The organism is Paenibacillus sp. MT124 (assembly GCF_058792755.1).
In genome coordinates, this window is the sequence record NZ_CM179500.1 from 3324363 (window position 1) to 3348831 (window position 24469).

Sequence of the window (24469 nt, forward strand, 5' to 3'; positions counted from 1 at the left end):
GTGAGATAGAACAGAAAGGAGCCCTCGAATGATGGTTCCTTTCTGTTACAACACTTTTCAAAAAAAATTATATTGTGCTTTTGAAGACTAAATAAAACCTCCGCTCTTCACTTTACCACTAATTGTGATACGGTTCACCGCGAATGATCTTCTACTATCCTGCCGTTAGCTTAATGAATTAAAGGGCAAATTACGATGAGATATATATCTATTCCTGCGTTTCTCTCATTCCTAGTTTACAATTCCCTCTAATCACCATAAACTGGCTGCAAAAATCACAGTATCTTTACTTGTTTCATCTATCTTCTGCATTACGGCATAGCCATGGAGAGGTTGACGTAATGCATGATTTCAGACAAAGGTAATAATTTTTGCTACATATCCGCACCCTCTATTCAGTACGACTATAGCTATACTGAATAGTCAACCACAAGGAATTCACATTTGTCAGATAAAGCAATCTGATATGTTGAGAGAATAACTGAGTACCCACACTAATATGAACTTGCACTTATAAACCGATCGGTTTATACTAACACAAACAGTATAGAAAGCGAGGAAAATGTAATGAATAATTTAACTCCCCCATTCACTCGTGAAACAGCAATCCAAAAAACGCGTATGGCTGAAGACAGCTGGAATAGCCGAGACCCTCAGCGTGTCTCACTTGTGTATACTGAGGATTGTTATTGGAGAAATCGGAGCGAATTTATAACAGGCCGCCAAGAAATTGTCTCTTTACTAACTAGAAAATGGGCAAAAGAACTGGACTACCGCCTGATCAAGGAGCTTTGGTCATTTACGGATAACCGTATTGCCGTTCGATTCGCATATGAATGGCATGATGATAGCGGCAATTGGTTCAGATCGTATGGAAACGAGAATTGGGAATTCGCTGATGACGGCTTGATGAAGCGTAGATTTGCTTCGATAAATGACATGCCGATTAAGGAAGAGGAACGAAAATTTCATTGGCCTCTCGGCGCGCGCCCTGCTGGACACCCAAGCCTAAGTGAGTTAAACCTATGACTCGCACTGTTTTTGAAAAATCTGATGTCATCCCTCTCATTACTGAGGTATTTCGTGAATTAGGCTATGAGGGGGCATCTTTGAGTAAAATTACGGCCCGGACGCGTCTATCTAAAGGAAGCTTATATTATTTCTTTCCGGGTGGAAAAGATGAGATGGCTGCTGAAATTCTTGCTCATATTGATCAATGGTTTATCAAGAACATTTTTGAACCGCTCGAACAGAATGAACCCCGGGCAGCCATTGATCGTATGTGGCAAGAGGTCGATACTTATTATCAATCTGGTCAGCGTATATGCCTTATTGGTGCATTCGCTTTGGACGAAACAAGAGATCGATTCGCTGCTGTAATTCGGCAATATTTTATACGATGGATTCAAGCCTTAAGCGCGGCACTAGTTCAAACAGGTATCTCCAAAGAGACGGCTGAACAAATTTCAGAGGAAACAATTGCTAGTATCCAAGGGGCATTAATTCTAAGTAGAGCACTTCATGATGAATCCTATTTTGAACGTGCTTTGGCAAATTTATCACAACGAGTCTCAACTTCTATTTCTAAAAGCAACGCTGGTCACTGACGTAAAAGTGTTTTTAGTAAAACTGGTTGAATTTCTTCACCCAAAAAACAAGTGATTTTTTCTTAACGATTCCTTAGAGACTTTATAGGGGGGTAATACCATGAGCAATGTTATCGCAGATCAATTGGGATTTGTTCGCCGTCAGGCAGTTGAATATGTGAGGACTATAAATGACTCTGCCTCGGAAATCATTCCACCAGGTTTAAAAAACAATATAAAATGGAATCTAGGCCACATGTATGTTATACATGAGAAGTTCGCTTTCCAACTTGCAGGGGAAGAAACCAATTATCCTGCTAATTTTAGCAAGTGGTTTGATCCAGGAACGCAACCGTCTGACTGGAATATAGAGCCTCCATCGTTGTCTCAAATAATCGATTTGTTAACTGAACAAATTGAAAGGGTTGAATCGGTACTTTCAAGCAAATTGAAAGAAGAAATCAAACCTCATTACAAGTCTTCTACAGGACTTATCTTTTCAAACGTAGAAGAATTACTGGCTTTTCTGATTTACCATGAAGCAATGCACTTTGCAACAATTAAAAATATCAAGAGCATAATTGACAGTTTGGATTCGTAAAGAATCTGTTAAAAACGAATGTCTCACTATGAGATACTGAGTTATCTTATTACATTATTAATTAGTGTCATTGCATTAAACGAACAAACCGACCTTAAATTCGACTAAAAATCGGATTAAGGTCGGTTTTTATAACTTCACCTTTCTAATCAGAATGGGAACATGTTTTTCCATTCAGGCAATCTATTTACACGTTTTGCACTGCCAATTCATAATAACTTTAAGCCTTGCGAAGCATTTGTCTCTCGCTTAGCTGCGAAAGCATATCCTTCGTCATGGCCTTCAAGTCGTAGCGGGCATGAAATCCCCATTCTGTTTTCGCTGCCGTCGCATCAATGGAATGCGGCCAACTATCGGCAATTGCCTGTCTTTTCGGATCAACCTCATAATCGAGGACAAAGCCGGGTAACTCTTCTCGAATTGCTGCAGCGATTGCTTCCGGATCCACGCTCATTGCAGTAACATTAAATGAGTTTCGGTGCGTCAACCGGGATGAATCCGCTTCCATTAAATCGATGATCGCATTCAGGGCATCGGGCATATACATCATGTCCATGTTTGAGTCCTTGGCAATATAGGATGTATACCGGCCAGTCGTTACGGCTGCATAATAGATTTCCACCGCATAGTCTGTCGTTCCTCCGCCGGGAGGCGTCATATAAGATATCAAACCTGGGAAGCGCAGCCCTCTGGTATCCAGGCCGTATTTGTGAAAATAATAATCACAAAGCAGTTCACCGGACACCTTGTTTACGCCGTACATCGTATTGGGCCTCTGGATCGTATCTTGCGGGGTATTGTCTTTTGGAGTCGAAGGACCAAAAGATCCTATGGAGCTTGGAGTGAACAATTGGCAGCCGAGCTCTCTGGATATTTCAAGTGCATTCATCAATCCGCCCATATTCAAATTCCAGGCAAGCAGCGGTTTCTCCTCTGCGGTAGCCGACAGCAGCGCTGCCAGATGGATGACAGTATCCACTTCGTACCGCTTGGCGATTTCGAACATCGCCTTATCATTCGTCACGTCCAGCAGCTCGAATGGTCCGGATCGGGTAATTTCGTGGGCTGATGGCCTGAGGTCCGTAGCAACGACGTGGTCCGCACCATAAATCTCACGTAATTTCATAACTAACTCAGAACCAATTTGGCCTAGTGCTCCAGTCACCAAAATCTTCTCCATAAGGCATTCCTCCCGAAATAGATTTCCGCGAATGCATCTAAATCAGTTTCATTTCCTTGCCAACTTTCTCATAAACAGAGATCACCTGGTCAAGCATCTCCCTAGTATGGGCAGCCGTCGGCATGTTCCGTATTCTCCCGGTCCCTTTCGGGACTGTCGGAAATACGATTGCCTTGGCGTACACGCCTTCTTCATAGAGCCGTTTGCTGAACTGTTGAGTAGTTACTTCATCGCCAATGATACAAGGTGTGATCGGTGTTTCGCTTTGGCCTACATCATATCCAAGCCGTCTCAAGCCATTTTTCAGATCATGACTGTTCTCCCAAAGCTTCTCGATTAGCTCCTTGTCATTCATCAAAATATCAACAGAAGCGCTACAAGCAGCGATTGCAGCTGGAGGTAGCGCTGTCGAGAACAGAAACGGACGACTTCTCTGCTTCAACCATTCGATTAGTTTTTTCTTCCCCGCCACATAACCGCCAACAACGCCGATCGCCTTGGAAAGAGTACCAATTTGAAAGTCAATGCGGTCGGACAATCCAAAATGTTTCACGGTTCCTGCTCCTGCTCCCAGAACGCCCGAACCGTGTGCATCATCGACATAAGTAATCAGATCGAATTCTTCTGCTATTTCCACGATTTCGGGAAGCTTTGCTATATCACCATCCATGGAGAATACGCCGTCGGTAATGACCATAATTTTCTGGTACTGACCGGATGCCTTAGCAGCTTTCGCCTGCTCTCTTAAATCGTTCATATCTGAATGCTTAAATCGAATGACCCTGGCTTTCGACAGGCGGCAGCCATCAATAATCGAAGCGTGGTTCAGCTCATCGGATATAATCGCATCATGCTGGTCCATCACCGCGGATATAGCAGCCATATTGCAGTTAAATCCCGATTGATATACGATAACGGCTTCTGTTTTTTTGAAACTTGCCAGCTTCTCTTCAAGTTCATTATGCAAATTCATCGTGCCATTAATTGTTCTCACAGCCCCTGCGCCTGCGCCGAATGTCTGCGACGCTTTAACTGAAGCATCAATCAGGCGAGGGTCTGTTGCCAATCCCAAATAGTTATTGGAAGACAAATTGATTAGAGACTTTCCATCGATAATAATTACCGGACCATTTGCACCCTGGAGCGTATCAATGACGTTATATAGACCTTTATTCTTTAGATCTTCGATGTTCGAACTTAAAAATTGGTCCAATACTTGACTTGACATTCGATTCCCTCCTCGATATACGTTCGTCCTCATACAGGAGACATTTTATTCTTCGAAAACCTTGTTATAAAGGGGTTTAGACTGATTTCAATGTAGCATCTTTTTTATTCATTGTACACATATGGAGGACAAAAATCACAAAAATACGCAAATATACATAGTGATTATCCCCCCATCCCCAAAAGCAATCGCTATTAAAATTTTAAGCGCTTGCCGAGGTTAGGCTCCCTTGACCACTTAGATAGTTATCTAATCGGTAATCGGACTATGTTCTTGTCCATTCCGGCAATCGATACAAGTTCTTGTACTTGACTCGGGACACGAACTTGTACCGATAAAATAAAAAAGCCGCTAAAATAGCGGCATTAATGGGAACATGTTCTTGTCCCTCGACATATTAAAAAGCATATAAACAAACGTAAAACTTCTCAAGATCAACCCATTCTTCTGATATTACATGTGTAAACTTTAACTCTGGAACTTTCAAATGTCCATCTTCCTTTTCCATTTAATTCGTACTGCTTTAAAATAACCTGCACGTTAGTTGAACCAAAGCAGCTAATCATATTGATCAGCTGCTTCCTTGTTATTTATTGAGCTATCGTTAGCGTTTGTTTCAAACGCATTTACTGTGTAAAAAATCAGGCCCCCATCCACATCGGACGGATCCCAACTTCATTTTATAACTCCTTGGCAGGCCTTTAATCTTCTCAAAGTACGGGGTCAACTTAAAAACGCCGCATAAGTCTGTGAGTCAATAGCAGGGTTCCGTCCCAGCTTTTCTCTATAACTCAATCTATCTCCATTAGGCATCAAACCGTTTTAACTTCAATCGTCATCACGCCATATTCTTTCGTTAAAAATCCCCAAGTTTATTTATGAACTTTACGGATAAAATGACGCTTGCCACACCCAATACACTGAAAATGACATATAGAAAGTCCGGACTCAAAGTAATCCGCAGCAGCCCGAGAAAATTAGGAAACTGCATCAGGAAAACTGCACAAATGACTGTCGGGATGACCGCCCTCTTCCAAATTCCGAACAAAAATAACGGAATTAATGAGGCAAGCGCTGCGGCGATGGAGTGTATAATCATTCGGATCGCATAGTTCGCCAGGTCAGCTGCTGTTGGCGTTCCCGGAATAACATCCATAACCTGGTTGAGCGCAAAGGTCACAATACCGCTAACTCCAAAGGACACCAGGGTACCGATGAAAACCGCCAACACAATAAACAGCACCTTGGCCAAAACAAGTCTTTTTCGGCTGAGTGGATATCCGAATGAAAGAGCTATCGTCTTATTCTTGTATTCTTCAATAAAAACATGATTGATCAGGGACGCTCCGAACAAAATAATCCCCATCTGAATGGCTATCATCAGGTCCAAAGCCGCAGCATAACTCTCTCCAAAACGAACGTTTGGCATATCGGTAAAAACGACCTTGAGAAAAAATACCGGCAAGAACATGAGTATAAGCCAGTACGTTATCGCTTCACCAATCACTTTCTTACGCTCCAGCTTCCTCCATTCCAGCTCGATTAATTTCAGCATATCGGATTCATTCCTTTCCCTGAATTTGATGATAGAAATAGTCTTCCAATGTACTGTTAACTTTTTGGATCTCCTCGATTTCAATCTCATGCGCAATCAGCAGCTTTGTAATTTGACTGGTCGATACGTCCGTATCATACACTCGGATTCGCTGATCTTGGACGATTTTGATATTGGATATTCGAAGCTCATGTTCAAGTAAAAAGGCGGATTTCTGCACGTTCGAGGTTAAAAGTTCAACATAGCCGGTACGCTGCCTTCGAATATCGGATAATGTGACTTCGTCGACCAATTGACCGCGTTGAATAACGCCGATTCTATCGGCCACCTGCTCAATTTCCCCTAGGATATGGCTCGACAGGACAAACGTAATCCCATATTCCTGGTTCAGCGTTCGAATCAAATCCCTCATGTTTTTAATACCGATCGGGTCCAGCCCGTTCGTGGGTTCATCCAGCACGATCAATTCCGGTCTGGTGATTGTGGCCCTGGCAATGCCAAGACGCTGCTTCATGCCAAGCGAGAAATCCTTCACTTTTTTATCTTCAATCCCTTCCAATTTCACCAGATCCAAGGCTTTACGTATTGCTCTCTTATCGTAATAACCTAAGTATTCGCAATGAATTTGGAGATTCTCCATGGCCGTCATGTGCTCAAAAAATATTGGATATTCAATAATGCTCCCGACCCTCTTGAGGCCCTCTTTCGAGGTTTCTGAAAATTTCTTACCAAACAGCATAATCGCACCGGATGTCGGAAGAATGAGTCCCGTCAGCATTTTCATGATGGTTGTTTTACCTGCGCCGTTAGGACCCAACAAACCATAAATCTCGCCCTTTCTTACATTTAGATTGACACGTGATACAATGGATTTCCCTTTTACGGTTTTGCTCAAATCCGTAGTTTGAATAATGAAATTCATGAGGACCACCACCTGTGTTGACAATTTGATTTCTTTTGTTATTTATCTCCATCTTAGACCAGAGAATGGACTTATTCCTTTCCCATTCCTTACATGTTTCTTAAGAATGAAGTGAAAAGAGGGCGGCTGAAATAAAAAAGAGACGTTGAACAAAAGAACAACATCTCTTGGATGAATCGCTAGAAGGGTAATTGCTTGAATTTGCAAGTGAAAATGGTCTTTTGGTACGGCTCCGAGCTGCTTAGACTAATCCACCCGTTCATTTCTTCCGTTAGGCGCTTGGAAATACTGAGTCCCAGGCCGCTTCCTTGAAATTGCGGATTCCGTGCATCGTCCAAGGTATAGAGTCTTTCGAATACACGTTCCTGATGGATCTCTGCAATCCCTTTGCCCTGGTCCCACACGTCTACGACCACGTACTTCCCTTCTTCACGAACCGTTAACCCGAACACACCGCCGTCGCTTCCATACCGAATGGAATTTGATATTAGATTGCTTAGTATTCGATGCAGCGCATCCTTGTTACCATGAAAATAAAAGGGTAGCTCCGGTATGTCTATCTCAACCCGAAGATTTCTGGAAACCAGCAGATCGTAAAACTCAAGAACGCTGTTCCGGCAAACCTCGCTCAATGATATTTTGCTAAGCGGAATATCATAATCCTCCGACTCGATTTTGACAAGATCGAAAAATTGGTTAAGCAAGGTGATCAGACTGTTTACTTTTGTATTCAACCGTTGAATGACTTGCTCTTCTTCTTGTGCGGTTAATGCATTTTTATCATTCAGTTTTTCCGTGTACCCGAGAATCACCGTTAGCGGCGTCTTCAAATCATGAGACATGTTCGAGATCATTTTTTTTTGGCTGTCCTTCGTTCTTGCATAGTCCGCAAATACCTTTTGTTTGTTATCCAGCAGACGGTTAATTTGTGTGAGCAGCTGCCTAACGGCATGGTCGCCTGTGGGTACTAACACTTTCTCGGCCGTATTCTGGTCCAAAATATCGGATATTTTATTCGTAATCTCCAGGATGCTTAGATTTCGCTTTTTTTCTCTATAAAATAGCACTCCAATAATTCCAACCAATACGGCAATAATGACGGATAAAAGAAGGACCACGTACTAATCCCCCATTCTATATCCGATTCCCCAAATCGTCCGAATGTATTGCGGAGCTGATGGGTCCTCTTCGATTTTCTCCCGGAGTCTCCGGATATGTACATTAATTACGTTCTCATTCCCGTAATAATCTTCTTCCCAGATAAGTTGATAAATTTGCTCCTTGGTGAACACCCTGCTCTGATGGGTTAGGAACAGTTTTAAAATATGGAACTCCTTGGCAGTGAGCGGCATGCTTTTTCCTTTTACCTTTACGGAGAACGAATGCAAGTCCAGAATGAGATCCTTAAACGTAATAACGAGGGGCTCGCCAGGTTTGTTTTCCGTTTCCGCGTATAACGTTGCCCTCCGAATGGCCGCCTGAACCCTGGCTGTCAATTCGATCATGGAGAAAGGCTTGCTTATATAATCATCCGCGCCAAACCCAAGGCCCATGGCCTTGTCTAGGTCGCTGCCTTTCGCAGAAATAATCAAGACAGGAACTTTGCTGGTCTCTCGGATATGTTTGAGTAGTTCCATGCCGTTTACCTTGGGGAGCATCAAATCGAGCAAGATCAGATCGAATTTCTCTTTTTGAAAAAGCGCGAGTGCTTCCTCGCCATCGCGTGCCGATGCTACGCTATAATGATCCTGTTTTAGCTGTTCTTCAATCAACAGATGGATGTCGTTGTCATCTTCAACGAGCAGAATGCGTTTTTCCATATCCTAAGACCTCCTGATCATGCTCTGATCCATTTCACTTCACGGTTCAATTGCGGTCCCAAAACCAACAGCCTGCTTTCGATTTTAGCACAAATTGGCATATTCTAGTAATCAATGTGGATTAAGAAATTGCAAAAAAACTCCCTTATCATGCCGTGGCTTAATTGGTGAAACAAATAAATCCGCGGATTTTTAATACCATGTATTTTGACGAATTTGCTACTGTTTTTGTTATTTCCACCTTGCAGCAACGTGATCAGATTTCAGAGAATATTTCGAAGGAGGTATGTTTTCTTTAGAACCATAGTTAGTTGAGGTTTGGTAAAACATATAATATAAAATATTTATTTATTCAAAATTAACTCTTGTCCGTTTCTATTTTTCCATAGAATCATAGTATTTATTTCGTAGAGTATATATTTACAAAAGTGAGTGGTTCTCATGAATAAAAGGAAAAAAAATGATTTCAGCCTTATTTAATGGATCAGCCTTTAGAGCATTAGCTTAGTATCAATCAATCGATATTATCGTGGTCTAGAACTAAAATTCAATTTGCGAACGAACAATTTGATATAAATAATGAATAGACTCCAAGTTCAAGTATGTTTGTTCCAAAACAAACGCAGCTTCATGCTTGGATTAAATTGTTCTTGATTCACTTACATTTATACCTTTGTCCAAGCAGTTAGAATAACTTGGAATAAGATGAGGGTATGTAGAAAGTGAGGTGAACAGTTTGCCTATTCAATTTCTAGATTCACGTATGTCTCTTAATAATACCTTTAGTTTGGGAACTGCAATTTTAACGTCAATTCCTACATTACTGGGGGATATCGGTCTTCAAACTGTCGCTGCAATAGGGACCCCTAATGAGAGTGATGTGCGTATCTTACTATGGGGAACAGTTGGCGTTTCTAGATCTTCAATAAACTTAGTCAACATCTATGTTGAAAGAGGTGGTACTGGCATATTCGGTTCAGGCGAGTTGATCTTTAACTCAACAATTGATTTAACCTCGGGTCCCGGTACCAGGCTCTTTACTTTTACTGCTGGAGATTTTCCACCAGTAAGTAACGTTATAACAGGTCAGATTCGTTATACCATGTATGTTGCAAGTGCTGCTGAGACTCCTGTAACTATCGTTGGTCCTGTGTCCTTTAATGGTTCGGCTCAAGCAGGAACATCATAATCATTTTAGTAGTTAACTATAATTAGAAAATAACTTACAACTCACTATTTAGTGTTTATGACATTGTGTTTTTTCACGTTTAGGTTACCATCGGAAGAATTTTTATTAGATACCGTTCCATGAATATCTAGTCATTGCAAACGTCACATCATACGCAGATTCTCGCCAATCCCACCAACATCCACCTTGTACTTATGCTGCATTTTATCAAGGACCTGCTTTACTTGTTGTTTAGCAAGTTTCCCGAAATCGTTCTCCAATTTGTGAAGATATTCTTCGTTCCCAGTTACTTCGGGAACGGTCCAATCTTCCATGAACCACCCTTCTGATTCCACCTTAACAAGAAACGAAATATAGTAATCACGGACTGTAGGATTAATTTTGCCTTTGGAACGCTTAATCTCATAGATTACTTCCGGTTTGACTTTCATATGTTTTTATTACACCTCCCTTAGGTCTCTCCTGAATCCAAGATAGTCCTTCGGATCAGTTTGACTAAACGTTCCAACAAGACGTTTGCTTCGAGTGAAATATTCCTGCACTTGAAAATTGATGTTCTCCCTTATATCTAATGACATTTTAAAGGAGAAAGCTCTGGCCTGACTCCATGGTAGCATCCAGCTTGACTAACGATTCGGCAGGCATACTTCATACTTTGTTGGACAAATATGAATTGTCTACAAGACCTGTTAGGTAAATGCCGGGATTTCACTAGGGTCATTGGAGTGCAGTGCATCCTCCGAATTTATTAAATACAAGTGCTTTCAAATGAGCTGCCTCTTCTTATATATTTTTTCAAGAACACACTTATTTATGATATGATTCTCCGGGTTAGCTGAAGCGGCAAATTTTAAGGCAACTTACCACTACTTGTGTTACGGTTCAGCGTATTATCTGTACTGCGAAATTAAAGGCACCCATTAGGGTGCCTTCGATGTTCTTACTGTCTCTCTTTTTTGTGACACTCGTTCACTGTACAGAACGTGCAAGTGCTGCAACAGAGCCGCAGAAATCGGGTCTGCCGTCATCCGTCCACAAAAGCTCCGTCACAAATGTATGGCGATTCGGATCGTACAGCGGATCTCCTATAATATTCTTGTACGTCCTTGCGTGAAACACAAATAGCGTCTTTTCGTCGTCCTCTGACACCGTGAAGGAATTATGACCGGGACCATACATCGAGATGCTCTCATCTGTCGACAAAACCGCTGCTTGCGACTTGCGCCATGAAGCGGCATCGAGCAAATCAGCATCCGCATCGGCTTCAAGCAGGCCCATGCAATAATTGAAATCGGTGGCGCTAGCCGAGTAAGTGAGGAATACCCGATTACCCTTGCGAAGAAATGCCGCGCCTTCGTTCACTTTATAACCAATGATCTCCCAGTCATATTCCGGCATCGAAATCATCGTTTGCGGACCAGTCAGCGTCCACGGATTGCTCATTTTAGATATATACAGATTAGAGTTACCTTCGATATTCGGATCCTTTTGTGCCCATACGTAATAACGGCTGCCATTATGCTCAAAGGTAGTGGCATCGAGGGCGAAGCTTTCCCACGCGGTACGAACCTGTCCTCTTTCCGTCCAACTGCCTTCGAGCGGATTGGCATTGTCATTCTCTAGCACATACATCCGATGGTCGAACAAGCCTTCATTCGTATCCGTCGTGTGTGCGGCAGCGAAATACACGTACCATTTGTCATCAATAAAATGCAGTTCAGGCGCCCAAATGTTGGCACTAAGGATACCTGTCTCGCGTTTTCTCCAGATCACCACAGGAGTTGATGTAACAAGCCCCTCAAGGTTCTCAGCTCTACGGATTTCAATCCGATCATACTCCGGAACGGATGCTACGAAGTAATAATAACCGTCCGAATGTCGGTACATAAAAGGATCTGCTCTCTGCTCAATTAATGGTTGAATGTCGTGCAATGCTCTTTGTTGGATTTTCATCTTATCACCTACTTCATCATAATATTTGCTACCCTTTAACAGCACCTGCAGTCATACCGTCTATAAAATATTTCTGGAAAGCAATAAACAGTATGAAAATTGGAATGATGGAGAAGAAGGAGCCTACGATCAATAGGTCATAGTTATTGCCATAAGGAGTTAACAACGTTTTCAAACCGATTGGAAGTGTATATTTACTCTGATCTCCTAATACCATGAATGGCCACAACAGATTATTCCAGCTATTCATACCATTAAGAATGGCCATTGCTGCAAAGGATGGCTTCATAATCGGCATAATGAGCCTGAAATAAATTGCATACTCGTTTGCGCCATCAACCCGCCCAGATTGAATAATCTCTTTGGGTATGCTTCTTAGATATTGCCTGAAGAAAAATATGGTCGCGGCATTGGCCACACCTGGCAGAATAATTGCCGAATAGCTATTCACCATTCCCAAATCATTAATTAGGCTGTACAAAGGAACCAGCAGTATTTCGAAAGGCACCATCATAATGAGCAAAACACATATAAAGAGGAAGTTCTTCCCTTTAAAATCATATGCTGCGAAACCATATCCAACAAATGCGCTTACAAAAAGTGTTAAAACCACTTGAACGATGGTTAAAGTCATACTGTTCCAAAACCATACAAAATAATCATGTTCTCCAGTAAACAGATAGATGAAATTGTCAAAACTCATAATACTAAAATCCAAACTTAGGTTAAGACCATATCTAATTAAGGATTCACCTGGTTTAAAGGAAGATAGGGCCACTGCATAGAATGGAATCATAATTATCACGAATAGTATAATGAACAAACAAATAATAACTATTCTGGAAATAAAATTATTCCTCGTCTGACTTTTGCCCACTTTAATCCTCCTCCTTTTTGAACATTCCACTTAATTTCAACTGCGTTAAATTGATAACCATAGCAATGACTAACAGAATGATACCAACTGCAGCTGCGTAACCCAGCTTATTCTTCTCAATCCCTTGTCTATACAGAAATCCAACAATGGTTAAGCCAATATTTTTGGGTGAATTGTTACCGTTAAACATCATCAGGCTCTCGGTAAACATAGCTAAACCTGCATAAACACTAATTGTCGTAACATATACCGTGGTCGGCTTCAATAATGGCATTGTGATCGTTCTAAACTTCTGCCAAGCCGATGCCCCGTCAATTGAAGCAGCCTCATAATATTCATTGTCAATGCTTTTCAAACCGGATAGATAGTAAAGCATATTAACACCTGTCCATCTCCAACATGCGAGGATTAACAGTGCTGCCATACTCCATTCTCCGTCTTTCAGGAATTTAATAGGCTCTACACCAAAAAGACCTAGGAAACTGTTCATTAATGAACCTTCCATTTCACCAAATGTAAGGCGGAAAATGGTGCCCGCAACTGCGACAGATGTCAATGCAGGGAGAAAGAACGAAGATTTAAAAAACTCTCTTCCCAGCATTAACTTACTGTTGATCATAACGGCGAATAACATGGGAAAGGGAATTAACAGCACTAAGGTTCCTAACATGTACACAACGCTATTTTTAATAGCCGTCAAAAACACTTTATCTGTAAGTAATTTCGAATAATTCGCTTCACCAACCCATTTAGGATCCTGTCCCAACATCTTATCTTGAAAGCTCATTACGAATGAATTTACAAGCGGATAGAACCAGAATAACAAAAATATGAGTATAAATGGCAATACAAAAACATAAGGTGCAACCTTTTGAGAGTATACAAATTTCTTTATCATATTCTCAATCTCCCTTGACTATGGTTAAACCTGCCGACTACTATACCTGCCGACAGGTTTAATTAAATCATTTACTTATTGAATTTATTTCAATTCTTGTTCAATTGCTTCTTGTGCTTCATCCAGCGCTTCCTTCACTTCTTGGCCATCTTCAAAGATAGCATTCAACGTAACCGTATTGAATATATTGCCGATGGTCGGTGAAGCTTTAACGGACTTGATTGCTCTAATTTCGTCCTTGATTTCATTCAAAGTATCAAATGCATTTGTTTTGAAGTATTGGACGTATTCATTATCAGGGTTTTTCGTTACTGCATCATCTTGCCATACTTCCATGTTGATTGGGTCAAATCCAAGTGTATTCCAGATTTCAGTCGTAGCTTCTTTCGAAAGCTTGGCAAAGGCTACAAATTCTTTGGCCAACTGAACGTCTTTACCATTCTTAGTAACAACTGTGCCAGTACCGCCCAAGCCAACGGAACGAGGATTACCTTCTTCAAATACAGGCAATGGAGCAATTGCATACTTCCCTTTAAGGTCCTTCATTTCGTTTACAAAGCGGGACATGTACCATTCAGGCATCAATGCGCTTGCGTAGTTGCCTTTGTTGTATTCGCCTTTTGCTTCTTCTGTGTCGGGTTGTCCGCCAGGGATCGTATGAATAACATTGTTCTTCTGCAGATCGACTAACATTTCATACGCTTTAATCATTTCAGGCGAGTTCACTTTTGGATTACCATTTTCATCTGTAAAATCAGCGTTTTGCTGAGCTAGCAGCAGCGATGCTTGCCACGTAGCTGATGTATCAGCAGTACCTAAGTACTTGCCTGTCTTTTCATAAACCTGGATACCTGCTTGTTTGTAATCTTCCCACGTTTTGATTGTCTTGTAGTCAACGCCTGCTTGTTCTAAAATTTCAGTGTTGTAGAAAGCAAGCGTAGCACCTACGTGATAATCAAAGCCATAAACCTGGTCGGCTTTGGAGTAAATCTCGACACGTGAAGGAACAACAACGTCTTTGTATGGTGCAAATACATCATTCAAAGATTCCAGTGGAACGTTGTCACCTTCCAAGAATTTAGGGAATTGACCAAGCTCGATATCCGCGATATCAGGAGCACCTTTTCCGCTTGTAACTGCCAATAAGAGCTTGTTGTGCATATCATCGTAAGGCATAACCGTTACATTCAACTTAATCTGTTTGTCTGGGTTCTGTTGGTTCCATAACCCCAGCATTTTGTCCAAATGCTTGCCGTGCAAATCTACGAATGTCCAAAATGACAATTCTGTTGCATTCTCTCCGGCATTAGCGCCTAATTGCTGTGTTTCCGTTTTTGTTTCAGAAGGAGTACCACAAGCTGTAAAAACAAGTGACATAATAAGGACTGTAACGATGGAGATTATAGTACTGCGTTTTTTCATTTGTTCGTCATCCTCTCTTTTTTTGTTAATGCATTTGAAAAGTCGGCTGACTAGTTAGTTCTGTTAATTTAAGCGGGTTCAATCCACCTTGGCACCACCATCCTTAACATAAAATCTAACCGTTCAAAGAAAAGACCCCTTCGCAACAAATTCTCAGATTCCATATTGTAAGCGCTTTACATGCCGTATTATAATATACATGAAATATGCTTTTATATAACCAATTGATTATAAAATCATAAAGTTTATGGGGAGATGCAACTTTTTGAAAAAGCTGGCGCTCTACAAACAAATTCGAGAAGATATTCTTCAGAAAATTAAATCAGGACAGCTTCGGCCGACAGACCGTATTCCTTCTGAGCAAGAACTAATGGACGAATTCAGAGTAAGTAAAATAACCGTCAGGAATGCCCTAACCCTACTAGCTGACGAAGGATTAATTATCCGAGTACAAGGCAAAGGCTCATTCGTCTCTTCTAGTCTTGTTGTTTCTAGCATCAATTCTCTGCCATCCTCATGCAGCGCGTCCTCCATGCCGCTCATCGGCTTCATCATTCCAACGATGAGGACCCGTGTCATTCAGAAGCTCGTTGACTACACGGAACAGTTCCTTCAAGAAGCCGGCCTCAGCATGATACTAAGCATCACGCGCGAGTCCTCCTCTATCGAAACAAACGTCATTCGTACACTAACGGAGCTCGGTGTGAAGGGGCTGATCGTTTTTCCGACAGAAGATGAGAAGTATAACGAATCATTGCTGCGTCTGTCGCTCGATAAATTCCCGTGTGTGTTCATCGACCGCTATCTGCGCAACATTGAGACGTACACCATTACATCCGACAATTACGGCGGTGCGTACAAGGCTGTCTCCCATTTGCTATCCAAGAGTCATCAGCAGATTGCGCTCATCTCACCTGAAAATGCCAATACAGCCATCGAGGATCGCACGCTCGGCTTCGAGCAGGCGTACACAGATCAAGGCATCTCGATTGACAAGAGCTTGTGGTGTCACATCCCTCTCGACATTCTACGCGGCGATCAAGCATTGGACTATGTAAGCGACTTCTTGCAGGACCACAGTGGAATTTCGGCAGCCTTCTCCCTGACTGCAGAAACCGCACGCCTTACATCGGCCGCTATCAGTCGTCTGAACGATCACGCAAATATCGAATTGCTTTCTTTCGATAATCCACATCTCTCAGGCGTAGCTTATGTGCAGCAGGATGAACAGGATATGGCACGAACTGCCGTAAAGCTGTTACGTGAACAAATGGAATATATTTATTCTCCTAAGAAAGCCGTCATTCCCGTTCAACTCATCTTCCCTTGACACGACAAAAGTTATAGCCAGGCGATCGAAGAACTGGGGATATTGATTGGTTTTACCGGCGATGTTGATCATGATTGTCTGCCCAGTTATTTTAAAACACGACAAGATTTGGACGTACTTCACCTTGCAAAAGCACTTCCAACGGCGCTGGGAGACCAAGAATAGCGAAAAAGCGAAAGTGCCGCCAAAAGCACGTTCGCTGCCAGCATCGACACTCCTGACACTTTTCTTTCCCAGTCTCGGGGAGTCTCCTCCATTCACGAAGTCCTTTTCCCTCCGCGGGATGTGACGAGGATGCTCCACTCAAAAAGCGATAGCCCTAAGCACAAAGTACAGTTTGACCACAAAATATACAGTAGTGTATAGACAAAAACCACTCCCGATTTTTAAGGAGTGGTTTCTTTGCTTAGAACTTCTCTACTGTTGCGAGTTAGATACACGCTTAATCAGCAATAGGACTATGTTCTTGTCCAATATGGTAATCGGTACAAGTTCTTGTCCCTCGACAACTTTGCACCATTTGTTTTCTAGAAATGATTTGTACTGTGTTAGATGAAGATAATTGAATTCAATACTAGCGATCACATCATTGAACTCACCAATTATTATTCCTTTACTATCCTCTTTCAAGCTTATCTTTAGTCTGTTAATTATATCTTCTAAAAGATTGTTCATCTTAAGTAGTACTCCATATGTACCTCTTATTAACAGACAATGAATTTTTCTGAAATATATCCATTAAGCAACTTAAACATTTCAAGAGAGATCTTATTTTTTCAAACTAACCTGCCCGTTAGCCGTCCATGCCCCTCTCGGGGCACCACAGCGTAATAAAATTTTGATGCGGCGTTTTATACTATTCTTACGGCTGGTGAGGAAGGTTGTTAAGCACTCTTAAATGTTCTAATTTCTCATACATCCTGAGAAGCACCGTTTTTAAAAACCACTAAAGCTGGGCTTAGTTTCATGCTGCCATTTCTGGATTTCTGCTAAGAGTAATTTTAGGGATAAATTCACTTTTTTCGCAAAATTCTATGACGACAAGACGGCTGCCAAGTAAGGTTATCTCTCTATCGTTATGATTAACAGAGAAACGTTATTTTGTTTTTTTAGCAGCATGGCGGAAATATTTTATGACCCTTCTATACATTGTCTTGTCCTTTAATTGGTTGAAAATATAAGGGTCCGGTTTGACGTTCACCTCAATAATCCAGGGTTTCAAACTCCGGTCCAGTCCAATATCAACGCCGATTTGCTTAAGGTACGGGTATTTTTTCTTCATGTGGCGTGCAATACGTAATCCAAGCTCATTCATCTCCTGGATGAGTTCATTTCTGCGTTTCAGGGATGCATGAGATTCCAGCAGTCTGTGAACATCCATTGGTTTACCACCGCTGTGATAATTGGTCACGATTTTTTTCGGATGACCGAGCCGGCCGATGATTCCCGTAGCCTCCCACTGATTGTCGGGACTTAACTGTATCATGACTCTGATATCAAAACGCCTCTTGTTGTGCTTAAGCAGATCGATTCCTCTCTGAATGAGATAGCTTCTTTTGTGCACCAGACGTACAAGACTTGCATGGAACGAGTCAAAGTTATCAAACGACAGTCGTTTTTGTTCAATCTGATAGGCGAAATTCTGATGACTCAGCATCTCAGCCTTTATGACACCCATTCCATAAGTGCCAATCTCGGGTTTAATATAAACCATACCGTATCTGCTGATCATGGACCACAGGCTGGCTTTGTTAAATCGCTGCGTATCAGGTATAAATGGTTGGATAGAACCATTATTGAGGATCACTTTTGTTTTCAACCATTTGCTTCTTAACGGCTTCAATTTATCAACCCCCATATAACACTTCTCCCTTCAACAAATGAACCAAACCCTGATGTTTCATCAAGATCATGCATTATATGTAGTACCGATAAAACAACCCTAAACAAATGCCCTTGTTCGTAAAAATGGTATATTCGCACATGCCCTGACCAAACCAATTTTGCACACATATCATGAAAACAAGATGTAACCATTTGTCCAGGGAGTTGAGAAGATGCCAGTTCAGCATGGAAAACAGTTAAATCGTGGGCCTATGATCGATGTTCTTATACCTGCGATCGAAAAAGATTTGAGCACCCTTCCTCAGGTTATCGATAGTATTCGCCGTTATGTGCGGCACCCGATTGGACAGATTTATATTGTTTCCCCGACCAGCAACAAAATCAGAAACCTTTGTTCCCGCAAACACTGCATTTTTGTTAACGAGCGGTCAGTCCTGCCTATCACCAAAAACGATATACACTATCAATCATCCCGCTGGGACCGCTCAGGCTGGTTATATCAACAACTGCTTAAAATGAACGGGGATCACATTGTGAGAGCGAAACACTTTCTGGTGATGGATGCGGATACGGTGCTCATTAAACCTCATTCATTTATTGTTGAAAATAAGACGGTATTTTACTGTCGCGACTGGAGTCAGCCAGAATATTTCAACACCTATCGCAAGCTGTTAAACATGAAAGCGCCGCGCCCACGCTCTTTTGTCACCCATTACATGCTGTTCGAAAAATCGAAACTCTCTGCTTTGAAAAAGAAAATTGAAACGATCCATCAGCTGCCATGGTACAAAGCGATTATCTCGAATATCAATAAGAAGAAGCAGTTTGGGTTCTCTGAGTATGAAACCTATGCCAATTTTATGTATTCGAACAACCCGGCCAGCATGATCCTAAAGAGTTCCATGAATAAAAGTCTGAACATGAACGCTTCTTCGTTAAAAGAACAACAAATTCGCAAATTTGCGCTTAAATACCGATCTCTTTCCTTTCACAAACGTAAAATTTATAGCAAAACTCCCCGAGCTTAGGAGGAAGCCAATGCATATCGTACTGCTATGTGGCGGCGCAGGTAAAAGGCTTTGGCCGCTGTCCAATGAGCTTCGATCCAAGCTGTTTGTGGATATACTTCCGTCACCTGCAGGCGGAAGGGAATCCATGATCAGCAGAGTATGCCGCCAGCTTGACAGCTCAGGCCTACTGGACTCAACCCTCATCATTTCACATCAGAATCAGACCGACATTACAGCCCGTCATACCAAAGGCAAGATACCCGTCATTGGAGAACCTTTTAAGCGTGGAACTTTTACTGCAGCTGCCTTGGCGACCTTGTATCTGAAATCCTCCGGAGCGACTGAGCCTGACGATATGATTTGTATCGCGCCAGCGGATGTGTTCGCAGATGAGGACTTTTTCAGGAGCTTCAAATTACTTCCGGATATATTGAAACAGACTCAGGCCGATATCATTTTAATTGGGACAAGGCCCACATACGCTTCAGAACAATATGGTTACATCCTGCCAGGAAAAAAAGAACCTAATGGTTATGCACCGGTTACACAATTCATAGAGAAACCTGAATTGGATGTCGCTGAAACCCTGCTACAGCATGGCGCATTGTGGAACTGCGGGGTGTATGCCTTCTCTCTTGCGTTTATGTTGTCCCATATTGAAAAAAATGGACTTCCGGTTCATTACGATCAATTGTTAACCCTGTATGAACAGTTGCCTGAACGCAGTTTTGACAAACAAGTTGCTGAACAATCGCAACGGGCTGTTGTACTGCCATATGAGGGTGTATGGCAGGATATCGGGAGCTGGGATGCTCTGTGTGATCAGTTGGATTCCAATGTATTGGGACACGGCAGAATATCCGAATCCTCCCCGAATTCCTACATCGTTAACGAGCTCCCCTACCCGATCCACGTCATCGGAGTCCCAGGTATTATCACTGTCGCAAGTCCGGACGGAATTCTCATAGCCAACAAAAAAGATTCAAATGAAATTAAAGAGCAATTGGGCAGTATTCCACTGCAACCGATGTACGTCGAGGCAACTTGGGGCAGCTATCACGTCATGGAGAGATCGGTAGAAGACGAAAATACAACCGTAACCACATTGAATATGACGCTTTTGCCTGGCAAACATATCGGATTACGCCAGCATCGATTAGGGTGCCGGGCATGGACTGTCATTTCAGGCAGTGGGCAGGTGCTTATTAACGGCCAGATCAGGCAGGTGACCACAGGCAATCAGTTTGCGATTACCTTGAATAGCCTCTTTTCTATTCTGGCCGAAACCAGGATGGTAATTCTTGAGGTCCAGCTTGGCGTACCGGAGAATGAGGACAGCATGCCTTATGAAGCAGAGGATTGGAAGGTCATGATTGATCGTGCAGGTTCTTATAAATCACCGGATTAATACAAGATGAAGAAAAAAGCAGCCCATATTGCGACTCCTTAGCTTTCTAGACAAAGGTAAGCCTTACGGTAAACTAGAACCAGGCATATGAATCTTGAATGGACCTCGGCGAATCATAATAAACAATGAAATCATCCATTTAGACAAAGACATTCCCTCCATTTTTTTGGGTAATATCATCCCCTGTTAAATTCAACGATCCTGCCCGCTAGTTCAATGAATTGAAGGGCAAGATTAAGATTAGATATACGCCTAACCGGCAATCGGTACAAATTCTTGTCCTTGGCTCGGGACAAGAACTTGTACCGATAAAAATAAAAAAGCCGCTAAAATAGCGACTTCAATGGGACCATGTTATTGTCCCTCGACATTATGGCCTTCAGCTTGTTGTTTACGACATTATGTTCTACCTTTGGCTCCACCACAGTAAAAGGCAACTTTCTTGCCGGCTATATACGCTCCGACAACCTCATGAATGGCATGATCCATTTTACTTACCTTCTTTCAAAAACTGCTCGATTCGAGCTTTAATTGAATCACGAACCTCAGCGAAAGTAGCTGTGATTTCTTCCTCTGTACCTGTTGCCTTGGCTGGATCATCGAAACCCCAGTGCCATCTTTCCGCTTTGTCATTACGTACAACTGGACAATTATCGTTGGCATGACCACAAAGCGTGATGATGTAGTCTGCTTGTTTTAAAATCTCAGGATCAATCACATCTGATGTATGACTCGAAATATCGATTCCAGCTTCTTTCATCGTTTGTACAGCACGAGGATTTAAGCCATGGGCTTCTAATCCAGCACTTCTCACCTCATATTTATCACTACCAAGTGCTTTCAAAAATCCATCGGCAATTTGGCTTCTGCAAGAGTTTCCTGTACACAAAAAGTAAACAAGTGGTTTGTTGTTCATAATTATTGATCTCCTTCATCTTTGGTTTGTCTTACTTGTATTTTTGCTTCGCCCATTTTCGGATTAATCAACGCTTTGGTGATCGCAACAATAACAATTAATACCACGGTTATTACGGCAATCATTAACCAAACGTTTATGTTTGTTGAATGAATCAAGTGCAGCCACAAATACAGGCCTGTTAACGTGATAAAGAGCGTTGGGACGGTGAGCACAATCCCAATTTTGAAATAACTTCCCCAAGTGATTTTTACATCTTTTCGGGACAATACATGTAGCCACAAGAGTGTTGCGAGCGATCCAATTGGTGTAATCTTTGGACCCAAGTCACTACCGATAATATTGGCATAAATCAGCGATTCCCGAATGGCACCATGCGTATTGGTTCCATCAATAGCTAGCGCATCAATCATCACTGTTGGCATATTGTTCATAACCGAAGACAATATTGCAGCTAGAAAGCCCATACCAAGTGTGGAAATGTAGAGACCCTTGTCGGCAATAGCTTGAATGACCTTCCCAAGTTCATCCGTCAGTCCCACATTTCGTAGCCCATAAACGACGACGTACATACCAATGGAGAAAATCACGACTGCCCATGGGGCTCCTTTAATGAGCTTCCATGTTTGGATAGCCTGACTCCGTCTTGCAGCTAATATAAACAAAATGGCTATAACCCCAGCAATAACAGACACCGGAACTTGAATGAACTCGCTCATCAAGTATGCAACCAGTAACACGGCTAAGATTACCCAAGATATGTTGAACAGTTTCTTGTCCTTGATCGCTTCAGATGGCTTTTTGAGCTGACTGACTTCATAGTTCCCTGGAATGCTCTTTCTAAAGAACAAGAACAGGACCAGAAGACTCACTAATATGGAAAAGAAATTGGGAATAATCATACGACTTGCATACTCTACAAAGCCAATGCCAAAGTAATCCGCAGAAACGATATTGACGAGGTTGCTCACGACGAGCGGAAGAGAAGTTGTATCTGCAATAAAACCACTTGCAATGATAAAAGGTAAAATCATCTTTTGATCAAATTTGAGCGCTCGGACCATGGCAAGCACAATAGGCGTTAAGATCAGTGCGGCACCGTCATTTGCAAAGAATGCTGCAACCCCTGCCCCAAGCAGCACAACATAAACGAACATCAGCTTGCCATTACCTCTTGCGAGCCTTGCCATGTGTAGAGCAGCCCATTCAAAAAATCCAATTTCATCTAAAATCAGTGAAATTAAGATAATGGCTACGAAAGCAAGCGTGGCGTTCCATACGATTTCTGTGACCGTACCTACATTGGATAGACTGACGACCCCAAAGAGGAGAGCAAGGACAGCTCCAGCTGACGCTGACCATCCAATATTAAGCCCCTTAGGTTGCCAAATCACAAAAGTCAGTGTCAGCAAAAAGATTAAAATCGCAATGATGGTCATGCTTCCTCCTGAGGACCGCAGCAGTTCTTCAATCCTGCTATTTTACCTTTCATGGATGGCAGAAACGGATACACACACCGAACATATGCTTCTGCATCTGGATTAAGAGAGTAGTACACCCACTGCCCTTTTTTCTTTTCGTTAAGGAGACCGGCTGCCTTTAGTTTTCGAAGATGCTGACTGGCGTTTGGTTGTGACATGCCAATAATGTCAGTGATATCACATACACAAAGTTCTTGTTCCTGAAGTAGCGCAATAATCGTCAAACGTGTTTTATCAGCTAATAACTTATACGCCTCAGCCATCGCCTGAATGTTTTGTTCCATATGTACACCCCCTGTGATTAGTCTTGTCGGCTTCCTTTAATGATATAATCATATAATAAATCACTTATATAAGTAAAGACGAATATAAGGAGGTTTAGATCACCGAAAAAGTCAACAATAAATATTACCAACTTTACTCTCGAACTAAAAATTCACATTCTGACTTAATAAAATAATGATGGTCTTTCATCTTAACTATATCTTTCGTTTGATAATCAATGACTCCACCTTAGATCTAATAATTCATCATTGGTGTATATTGGTTTTATTCATTTCAAATATGATTACAGTTCCAGTGGAAATACTTCCTAGTGTTGAAGCTGGTCTCTTGATGAAATCCAAGCTGTGGTCTGTTAATGTCGCTCGAAAAAGACTCATTGCTACAGATAGATATCCATCTACTTGGAAATGGGACCATGTTCTTGTCCATCGTCATTTTTTTCATATTAATAATGTCAGAACCCCCATTAATTATTGTTTACAGAGGTTATATCCTCAACTCTTCATCTATAGGATATTCCCATAGTCCCAGTTTTCCCTTCACTGGAATATAGGGCTTCAGCAGACGGAAACCCGCTATTTCCCACGCAAAATAACCTGGACTGTAATCGCCTAACAGGATGTCCTCACCCGACACAACCTTCCCGCAATCCAGAATGGCTGACGTATGATTAGCGTCGATGACTTGATAACAATTTAAAAGCTCGCAAGTTGCAAGGATAACCCCCGTAGGGAGGTTTTGTTCCGTATAGCTATTCTTGGCGAGTAAAGAACGCACGGGTTCATATTTGCAGGCCTGCTTATCGACTTTCCGGCTTGCATGAATGGCCAACGGACCGCGATACCGGGTCTTCCAGGATCTTGTTTCATAGAGAGTCTCGCCTTGGACAAGCAGAGTCGCCCATGGTTGAATCATAGATAATACTTTCATTCCTCTACGCTCCATTTCTGTTCATAATGAATT

23 protein-coding genes and 1 pseudogene are annotated in these 24469 nt (G+C 42.0%); 7 read left to right on the forward strand and 17 right to left on the reverse strand.

Translation table 11 applies throughout. From position 1 onward, the window contains the following. Window positions 1-264: 264 nt before the first annotated feature. A pseudogene (locus AC3RCI_RS15165) lies at window positions 265-347 on the reverse strand (PadR family transcriptional regulator); the annotation flags it as partial. 220 nt (window positions 348-567) lie between these two features. Between AC3RCI_RS15165 and AC3RCI_RS15170 the strand changes: the two are divergent. From AC3RCI_RS15170 to AC3RCI_RS15180, 3 genes are all read left to right on the forward strand, one after another. Further along, complete coding sequence (locus AC3RCI_RS15170) at window positions 568-1029, forward strand: nuclear transport factor 2 family protein (RefSeq protein ID WP_336781571.1); 462 nt, start codon at window positions 568-570, stop codon at window positions 1027-1029. Then, window positions 1026-1607 (forward strand): TetR/AcrR family transcriptional regulator, encoded by a 582-nt coding sequence (locus tag AC3RCI_RS15175; protein WP_336781572.1) that lies wholly within the window; start codon window positions 1026-1028, stop codon window positions 1605-1607. Before AC3RCI_RS15170 ends, AC3RCI_RS15175 begins: the two co-directional genes overlap by 4 nt. 100 nt (window positions 1608-1707) lie before the next feature. Beyond that, window positions 1708-2187: a DinB family protein gene (locus tag AC3RCI_RS15180; protein WP_336781573.1), complete on the forward strand. Its 480-nt coding sequence runs from the start codon at window positions 1708-1710 to the stop codon at window positions 2185-2187. A gap of 220 nt (window positions 2188-2407) precedes the next feature. Here AC3RCI_RS15180 and AC3RCI_RS15185 read toward each other — a convergent pair whose 3' ends face one another. The 6 genes from AC3RCI_RS15185 to AC3RCI_RS15210 form a co-directional block, all read right to left on the reverse strand. Beyond that, window positions 2408-3367, reverse strand: a complete 960-nt coding sequence (locus tag AC3RCI_RS15185; RefSeq protein WP_336781574.1) for an L-threonine 3-dehydrogenase — start codon at window positions 3365-3367, stop codon at window positions 2408-2410. Window positions 3368-3404: 37 nt separating this feature from the next. Continuing rightward, window positions 3405-4595 carry a glycine C-acetyltransferase gene (locus tag AC3RCI_RS15190; protein ID WP_492525220.1) on the reverse strand — a complete coding sequence of 397 codons (1191 nt, stop codon included), beginning with the start codon at window positions 4593-4595 and terminating at the stop codon, window positions 3405-3407. An 856-nt stretch (window positions 4596-5451) separates the two neighbouring features. Continuing rightward, a complete protein-coding gene (locus AC3RCI_RS15195; protein ID WP_492525222.1) occupies window positions 5452-6150 on the reverse strand; it encodes an ABC transporter permease in 699 nt (232 codons plus the stop codon). Between the two features lie 7 nt (window positions 6151-6157). After that, window positions 6158-7072: an ABC transporter ATP-binding protein gene (locus tag AC3RCI_RS15200; protein WP_492525224.1), complete on the reverse strand. Its 915-nt coding sequence runs from the start codon at window positions 7070-7072 to the stop codon at window positions 6158-6160. A gap of 179 nt (window positions 7073-7251) precedes the next feature. Beyond that, window positions 7252-8190 (reverse strand): sensor histidine kinase, encoded by a 939-nt coding sequence (locus tag AC3RCI_RS15205; RefSeq protein ID WP_492474304.1) that lies wholly within the window; start codon window positions 8188-8190, stop codon window positions 7252-7254. A 3-nt stretch (window positions 8191-8193) separates the two neighbouring features. After that, complete coding sequence (locus AC3RCI_RS15210; RefSeq protein ID WP_336781579.1) at window positions 8194-8892, reverse strand: response regulator transcription factor; 699 nt, start codon at window positions 8890-8892, stop codon at window positions 8194-8196. 736 nt (window positions 8893-9628) lie between these two features. On the opposite strand from AC3RCI_RS15210, the gene AC3RCI_RS15215 reads away from it, so the two are divergent. Next, a complete protein-coding gene (locus AC3RCI_RS15215) occupies window positions 9629-10081 on the forward strand; it encodes a hypothetical protein (protein ID WP_492525226.1) in 453 nt (150 codons plus the stop codon). A gap of 143 nt (window positions 10082-10224) precedes the next feature. Here the strand turns inward: AC3RCI_RS15215 and AC3RCI_RS15220 are convergent, their stop codons facing one another. The 5 genes from AC3RCI_RS15220 to AC3RCI_RS15240 form a co-directional block, all read right to left on the reverse strand. Continuing rightward, on the reverse strand, window positions 10225-10512 hold the full coding sequence (locus AC3RCI_RS15220; RefSeq protein WP_492525228.1) for a Ger(x)C family spore germination C-terminal domain-containing protein: 288 nt from the start codon (window positions 10510-10512) through the stop codon (window positions 10225-10227). Window positions 10513-11050: 538 nt separating this feature from the next. Further along, complete coding sequence (locus tag AC3RCI_RS15225; protein WP_492525230.1) at window positions 11051-12034, reverse strand: glycoside hydrolase family 43 protein; 984 nt, start codon at window positions 12032-12034, stop codon at window positions 11051-11053. Between the two features lie 28 nt (window positions 12035-12062). After that, the gene (locus tag AC3RCI_RS15230) at window positions 12063-12881 is read right to left on the reverse strand and encodes a carbohydrate ABC transporter permease (RefSeq protein ID WP_419720031.1); all 819 of its coding nucleotides are present in this window, start codon (window positions 12879-12881) and stop codon (window positions 12063-12065) included. A gap of 31 nt (window positions 12882-12912) precedes the next feature. Further along, window positions 12913-13809, reverse strand: a complete 897-nt coding sequence (locus AC3RCI_RS15235; RefSeq protein ID WP_127537155.1) for a carbohydrate ABC transporter permease — start codon at window positions 13807-13809, stop codon at window positions 12913-12915. An 84-nt stretch (window positions 13810-13893) separates the two neighbouring features. Continuing rightward, window positions 13894-15231 carry an ABC transporter substrate-binding protein gene (locus AC3RCI_RS15240; protein WP_492525232.1) on the reverse strand — a complete coding sequence of 446 codons (1338 nt, stop codon included), beginning with the start codon at window positions 15229-15231 and terminating at the stop codon, window positions 13894-13896. 265 nt (window positions 15232-15496) lie between these two features. On the opposite strand from AC3RCI_RS15240, the gene AC3RCI_RS15245 reads away from it, so the two are divergent. Then, complete coding sequence (locus tag AC3RCI_RS15245; RefSeq protein WP_492525234.1) at window positions 15497-16561, forward strand: GntR family transcriptional regulator; 1065 nt, start codon at window positions 15497-15499, stop codon at window positions 16559-16561. Between the two features lie 1096 nt (window positions 16562-17657). On the opposite strand, the gene AC3RCI_RS15250 is transcribed toward AC3RCI_RS15245, so the two are convergent. After that, complete coding sequence (locus AC3RCI_RS15250; protein WP_336781585.1) at window positions 17658-18419, reverse strand: YheC/YheD family protein; 762 nt, start codon at window positions 18417-18419, stop codon at window positions 17658-17660. A gap of 199 nt (window positions 18420-18618) precedes the next feature. On the opposite strand from AC3RCI_RS15250, the gene AC3RCI_RS15255 reads away from it, so the two are divergent. Then, on the forward strand, window positions 18619-19434 hold the full coding sequence (locus tag AC3RCI_RS15255) for a DUF6492 family protein (protein WP_492525236.1): 816 nt from the start codon (window positions 18619-18621) through the stop codon (window positions 19432-19434). Between the two features lie 10 nt (window positions 19435-19444). Continuing rightward, complete coding sequence (locus tag AC3RCI_RS15260) at window positions 19445-20824, forward strand: sugar phosphate nucleotidyltransferase (protein ID WP_492525238.1); 1380 nt, start codon at window positions 19445-19447, stop codon at window positions 20822-20824. 490 nt (window positions 20825-21314) lie between these two features. Here the strand turns inward: AC3RCI_RS15260 and arsC are convergent, their stop codons facing one another. The 4 genes from arsC to AC3RCI_RS15280 all read right to left on the reverse strand — a co-directional run bounded on the left by arsC (window position 21315) and on the right by AC3RCI_RS15280 (window position 24436). After that, window positions 21315-21740 (reverse strand): arsenate reductase (thioredoxin), encoded by a 426-nt coding sequence (gene arsC / locus AC3RCI_RS15265; protein ID WP_176475961.1) that lies wholly within the window; start codon window positions 21738-21740, stop codon window positions 21315-21317. A 2-nt stretch (window positions 21741-21742) separates the two neighbouring features. Next, window positions 21743-23179, reverse strand: a complete 1437-nt coding sequence (locus tag AC3RCI_RS15270) for an arsenic transporter (RefSeq protein WP_492525240.1) — start codon at window positions 23177-23179, stop codon at window positions 21743-21745. Next, window positions 23176-23505 carry an ArsR/SmtB family transcription factor gene (locus AC3RCI_RS15275; protein WP_492525242.1) on the reverse strand — a complete coding sequence of 110 codons (330 nt, stop codon included), beginning with the start codon at window positions 23503-23505 and terminating at the stop codon, window positions 23176-23178. The genes AC3RCI_RS15270 and AC3RCI_RS15275 overlap by 4 nt, the downstream gene beginning before the upstream one ends. Before the next feature lie 487 nt (window positions 23506-23992). Then, window positions 23993-24436 (reverse strand): ASCH domain-containing protein, encoded by a 444-nt coding sequence (locus AC3RCI_RS15280; protein ID WP_492474235.1) that lies wholly within the window; start codon window positions 24434-24436, stop codon window positions 23993-23995. Between the last annotated feature and the right edge of the window lie 33 nt (window positions 24437-24469).

Bases quoted from the DNA above. Each gene is read 5' to 3' on its own strand.
- AC3RCI_RS15170 (WP_336781571.1), top strand. From the start codon at position 568: ATGAATAATTTAACTCCCCCATTCACTCGTGAAACAGCAATCCAAAAA.
- AC3RCI_RS15175 (WP_336781572.1), top strand. From the start codon at position 1,026: ATGACTCGCACTGTTTTTGAAAAATCTGATGTCATCCCTCTCATTACT.
- AC3RCI_RS15180 (WP_336781573.1), top strand. From the start codon at position 1,708: ATGAGCAATGTTATCGCAGATCAATTGGGATTTGTTCGCCGTCAGGCA.
- AC3RCI_RS15185 (WP_336781574.1), bottom strand. From the start codon at position 3,367: ATGGAGAAGATTTTGGTGACTGGAGCACTAGGCCAAATTGGTTCTGAG.
- AC3RCI_RS15190 (WP_492525220.1), bottom strand. From the start codon at position 4,595: ATGTCAAGTCAAGTATTGGACCAATTTTTAAGTTCGAACATCGAAGAT.
- AC3RCI_RS15195 (WP_492525222.1), bottom strand. From the start codon at position 6,150: ATGCTGAAATTAATCGAGCTGGAATGGAGGAAGCTGGAGCGTAAGAAA.
- AC3RCI_RS15200 (WP_492525224.1), bottom strand. From the start codon at position 7,072: ATGAATTTCATTATTCAAACTACGGATTTGAGCAAAACCGTAAAAGGG.
- AC3RCI_RS15210 (WP_336781579.1), bottom strand. From the start codon at position 8,892: ATGGAAAAACGCATTCTGCTCGTTGAAGATGACAACGACATCCATCTG.
- AC3RCI_RS15220 (WP_492525228.1), bottom strand. From the start codon at position 10,512: ATGAAAGTCAAACCGGAAGTAATCTATGAGATTAAGCGTTCCAAAGGC.
- AC3RCI_RS15225 (WP_492525230.1), bottom strand. From the start codon at position 12,034: ATGAAAATCCAACAAAGAGCATTGCACGACATTCAACCATTAATTGAG.
- AC3RCI_RS15235 (WP_127537155.1), bottom strand. From the start codon at position 13,809: ATGATAAAGAAATTTGTATACTCTCAAAAGGTTGCACCTTATGTTTTT.
- AC3RCI_RS15240 (WP_492525232.1), bottom strand. From the start codon at position 15,231: ATGAAAAAACGCAGTACTATAATCTCCATCGTTACAGTCCTTATTATG.
- AC3RCI_RS15250 (WP_336781585.1), bottom strand. From the start codon at position 18,419: ATGGGGGTTGATAAATTGAAGCCGTTAAGAAGCAAATGGTTGAAAACA.
- AC3RCI_RS15255 (WP_492525236.1), top strand. From the start codon at position 18,619: ATGCCAGTTCAGCATGGAAAACAGTTAAATCGTGGGCCTATGATCGAT.
- AC3RCI_RS15260 (WP_492525238.1), top strand. From the start codon at position 19,445: ATGCATATCGTACTGCTATGTGGCGGCGCAGGTAAAAGGCTTTGGCCG.
- arsC (WP_176475961.1), bottom strand. From the start codon at position 21,740: ATGAACAACAAACCACTTGTTTACTTTTTGTGTACAGGAAACTCTTGC.
- AC3RCI_RS15270 (WP_492525240.1), bottom strand. From the start codon at position 23,179: ATGACCATCATTGCGATTTTAATCTTTTTGCTGACACTGACTTTTGTG.
- AC3RCI_RS15275 (WP_492525242.1), bottom strand. From the start codon at position 23,505: ATGGAACAAAACATTCAGGCGATGGCTGAGGCGTATAAGTTATTAGCT.
- AC3RCI_RS15280 (WP_492474235.1), bottom strand. From the start codon at position 24,436: ATGAAAGTATTATCTATGATTCAACCATGGGCGACTCTGCTTGTCCAA.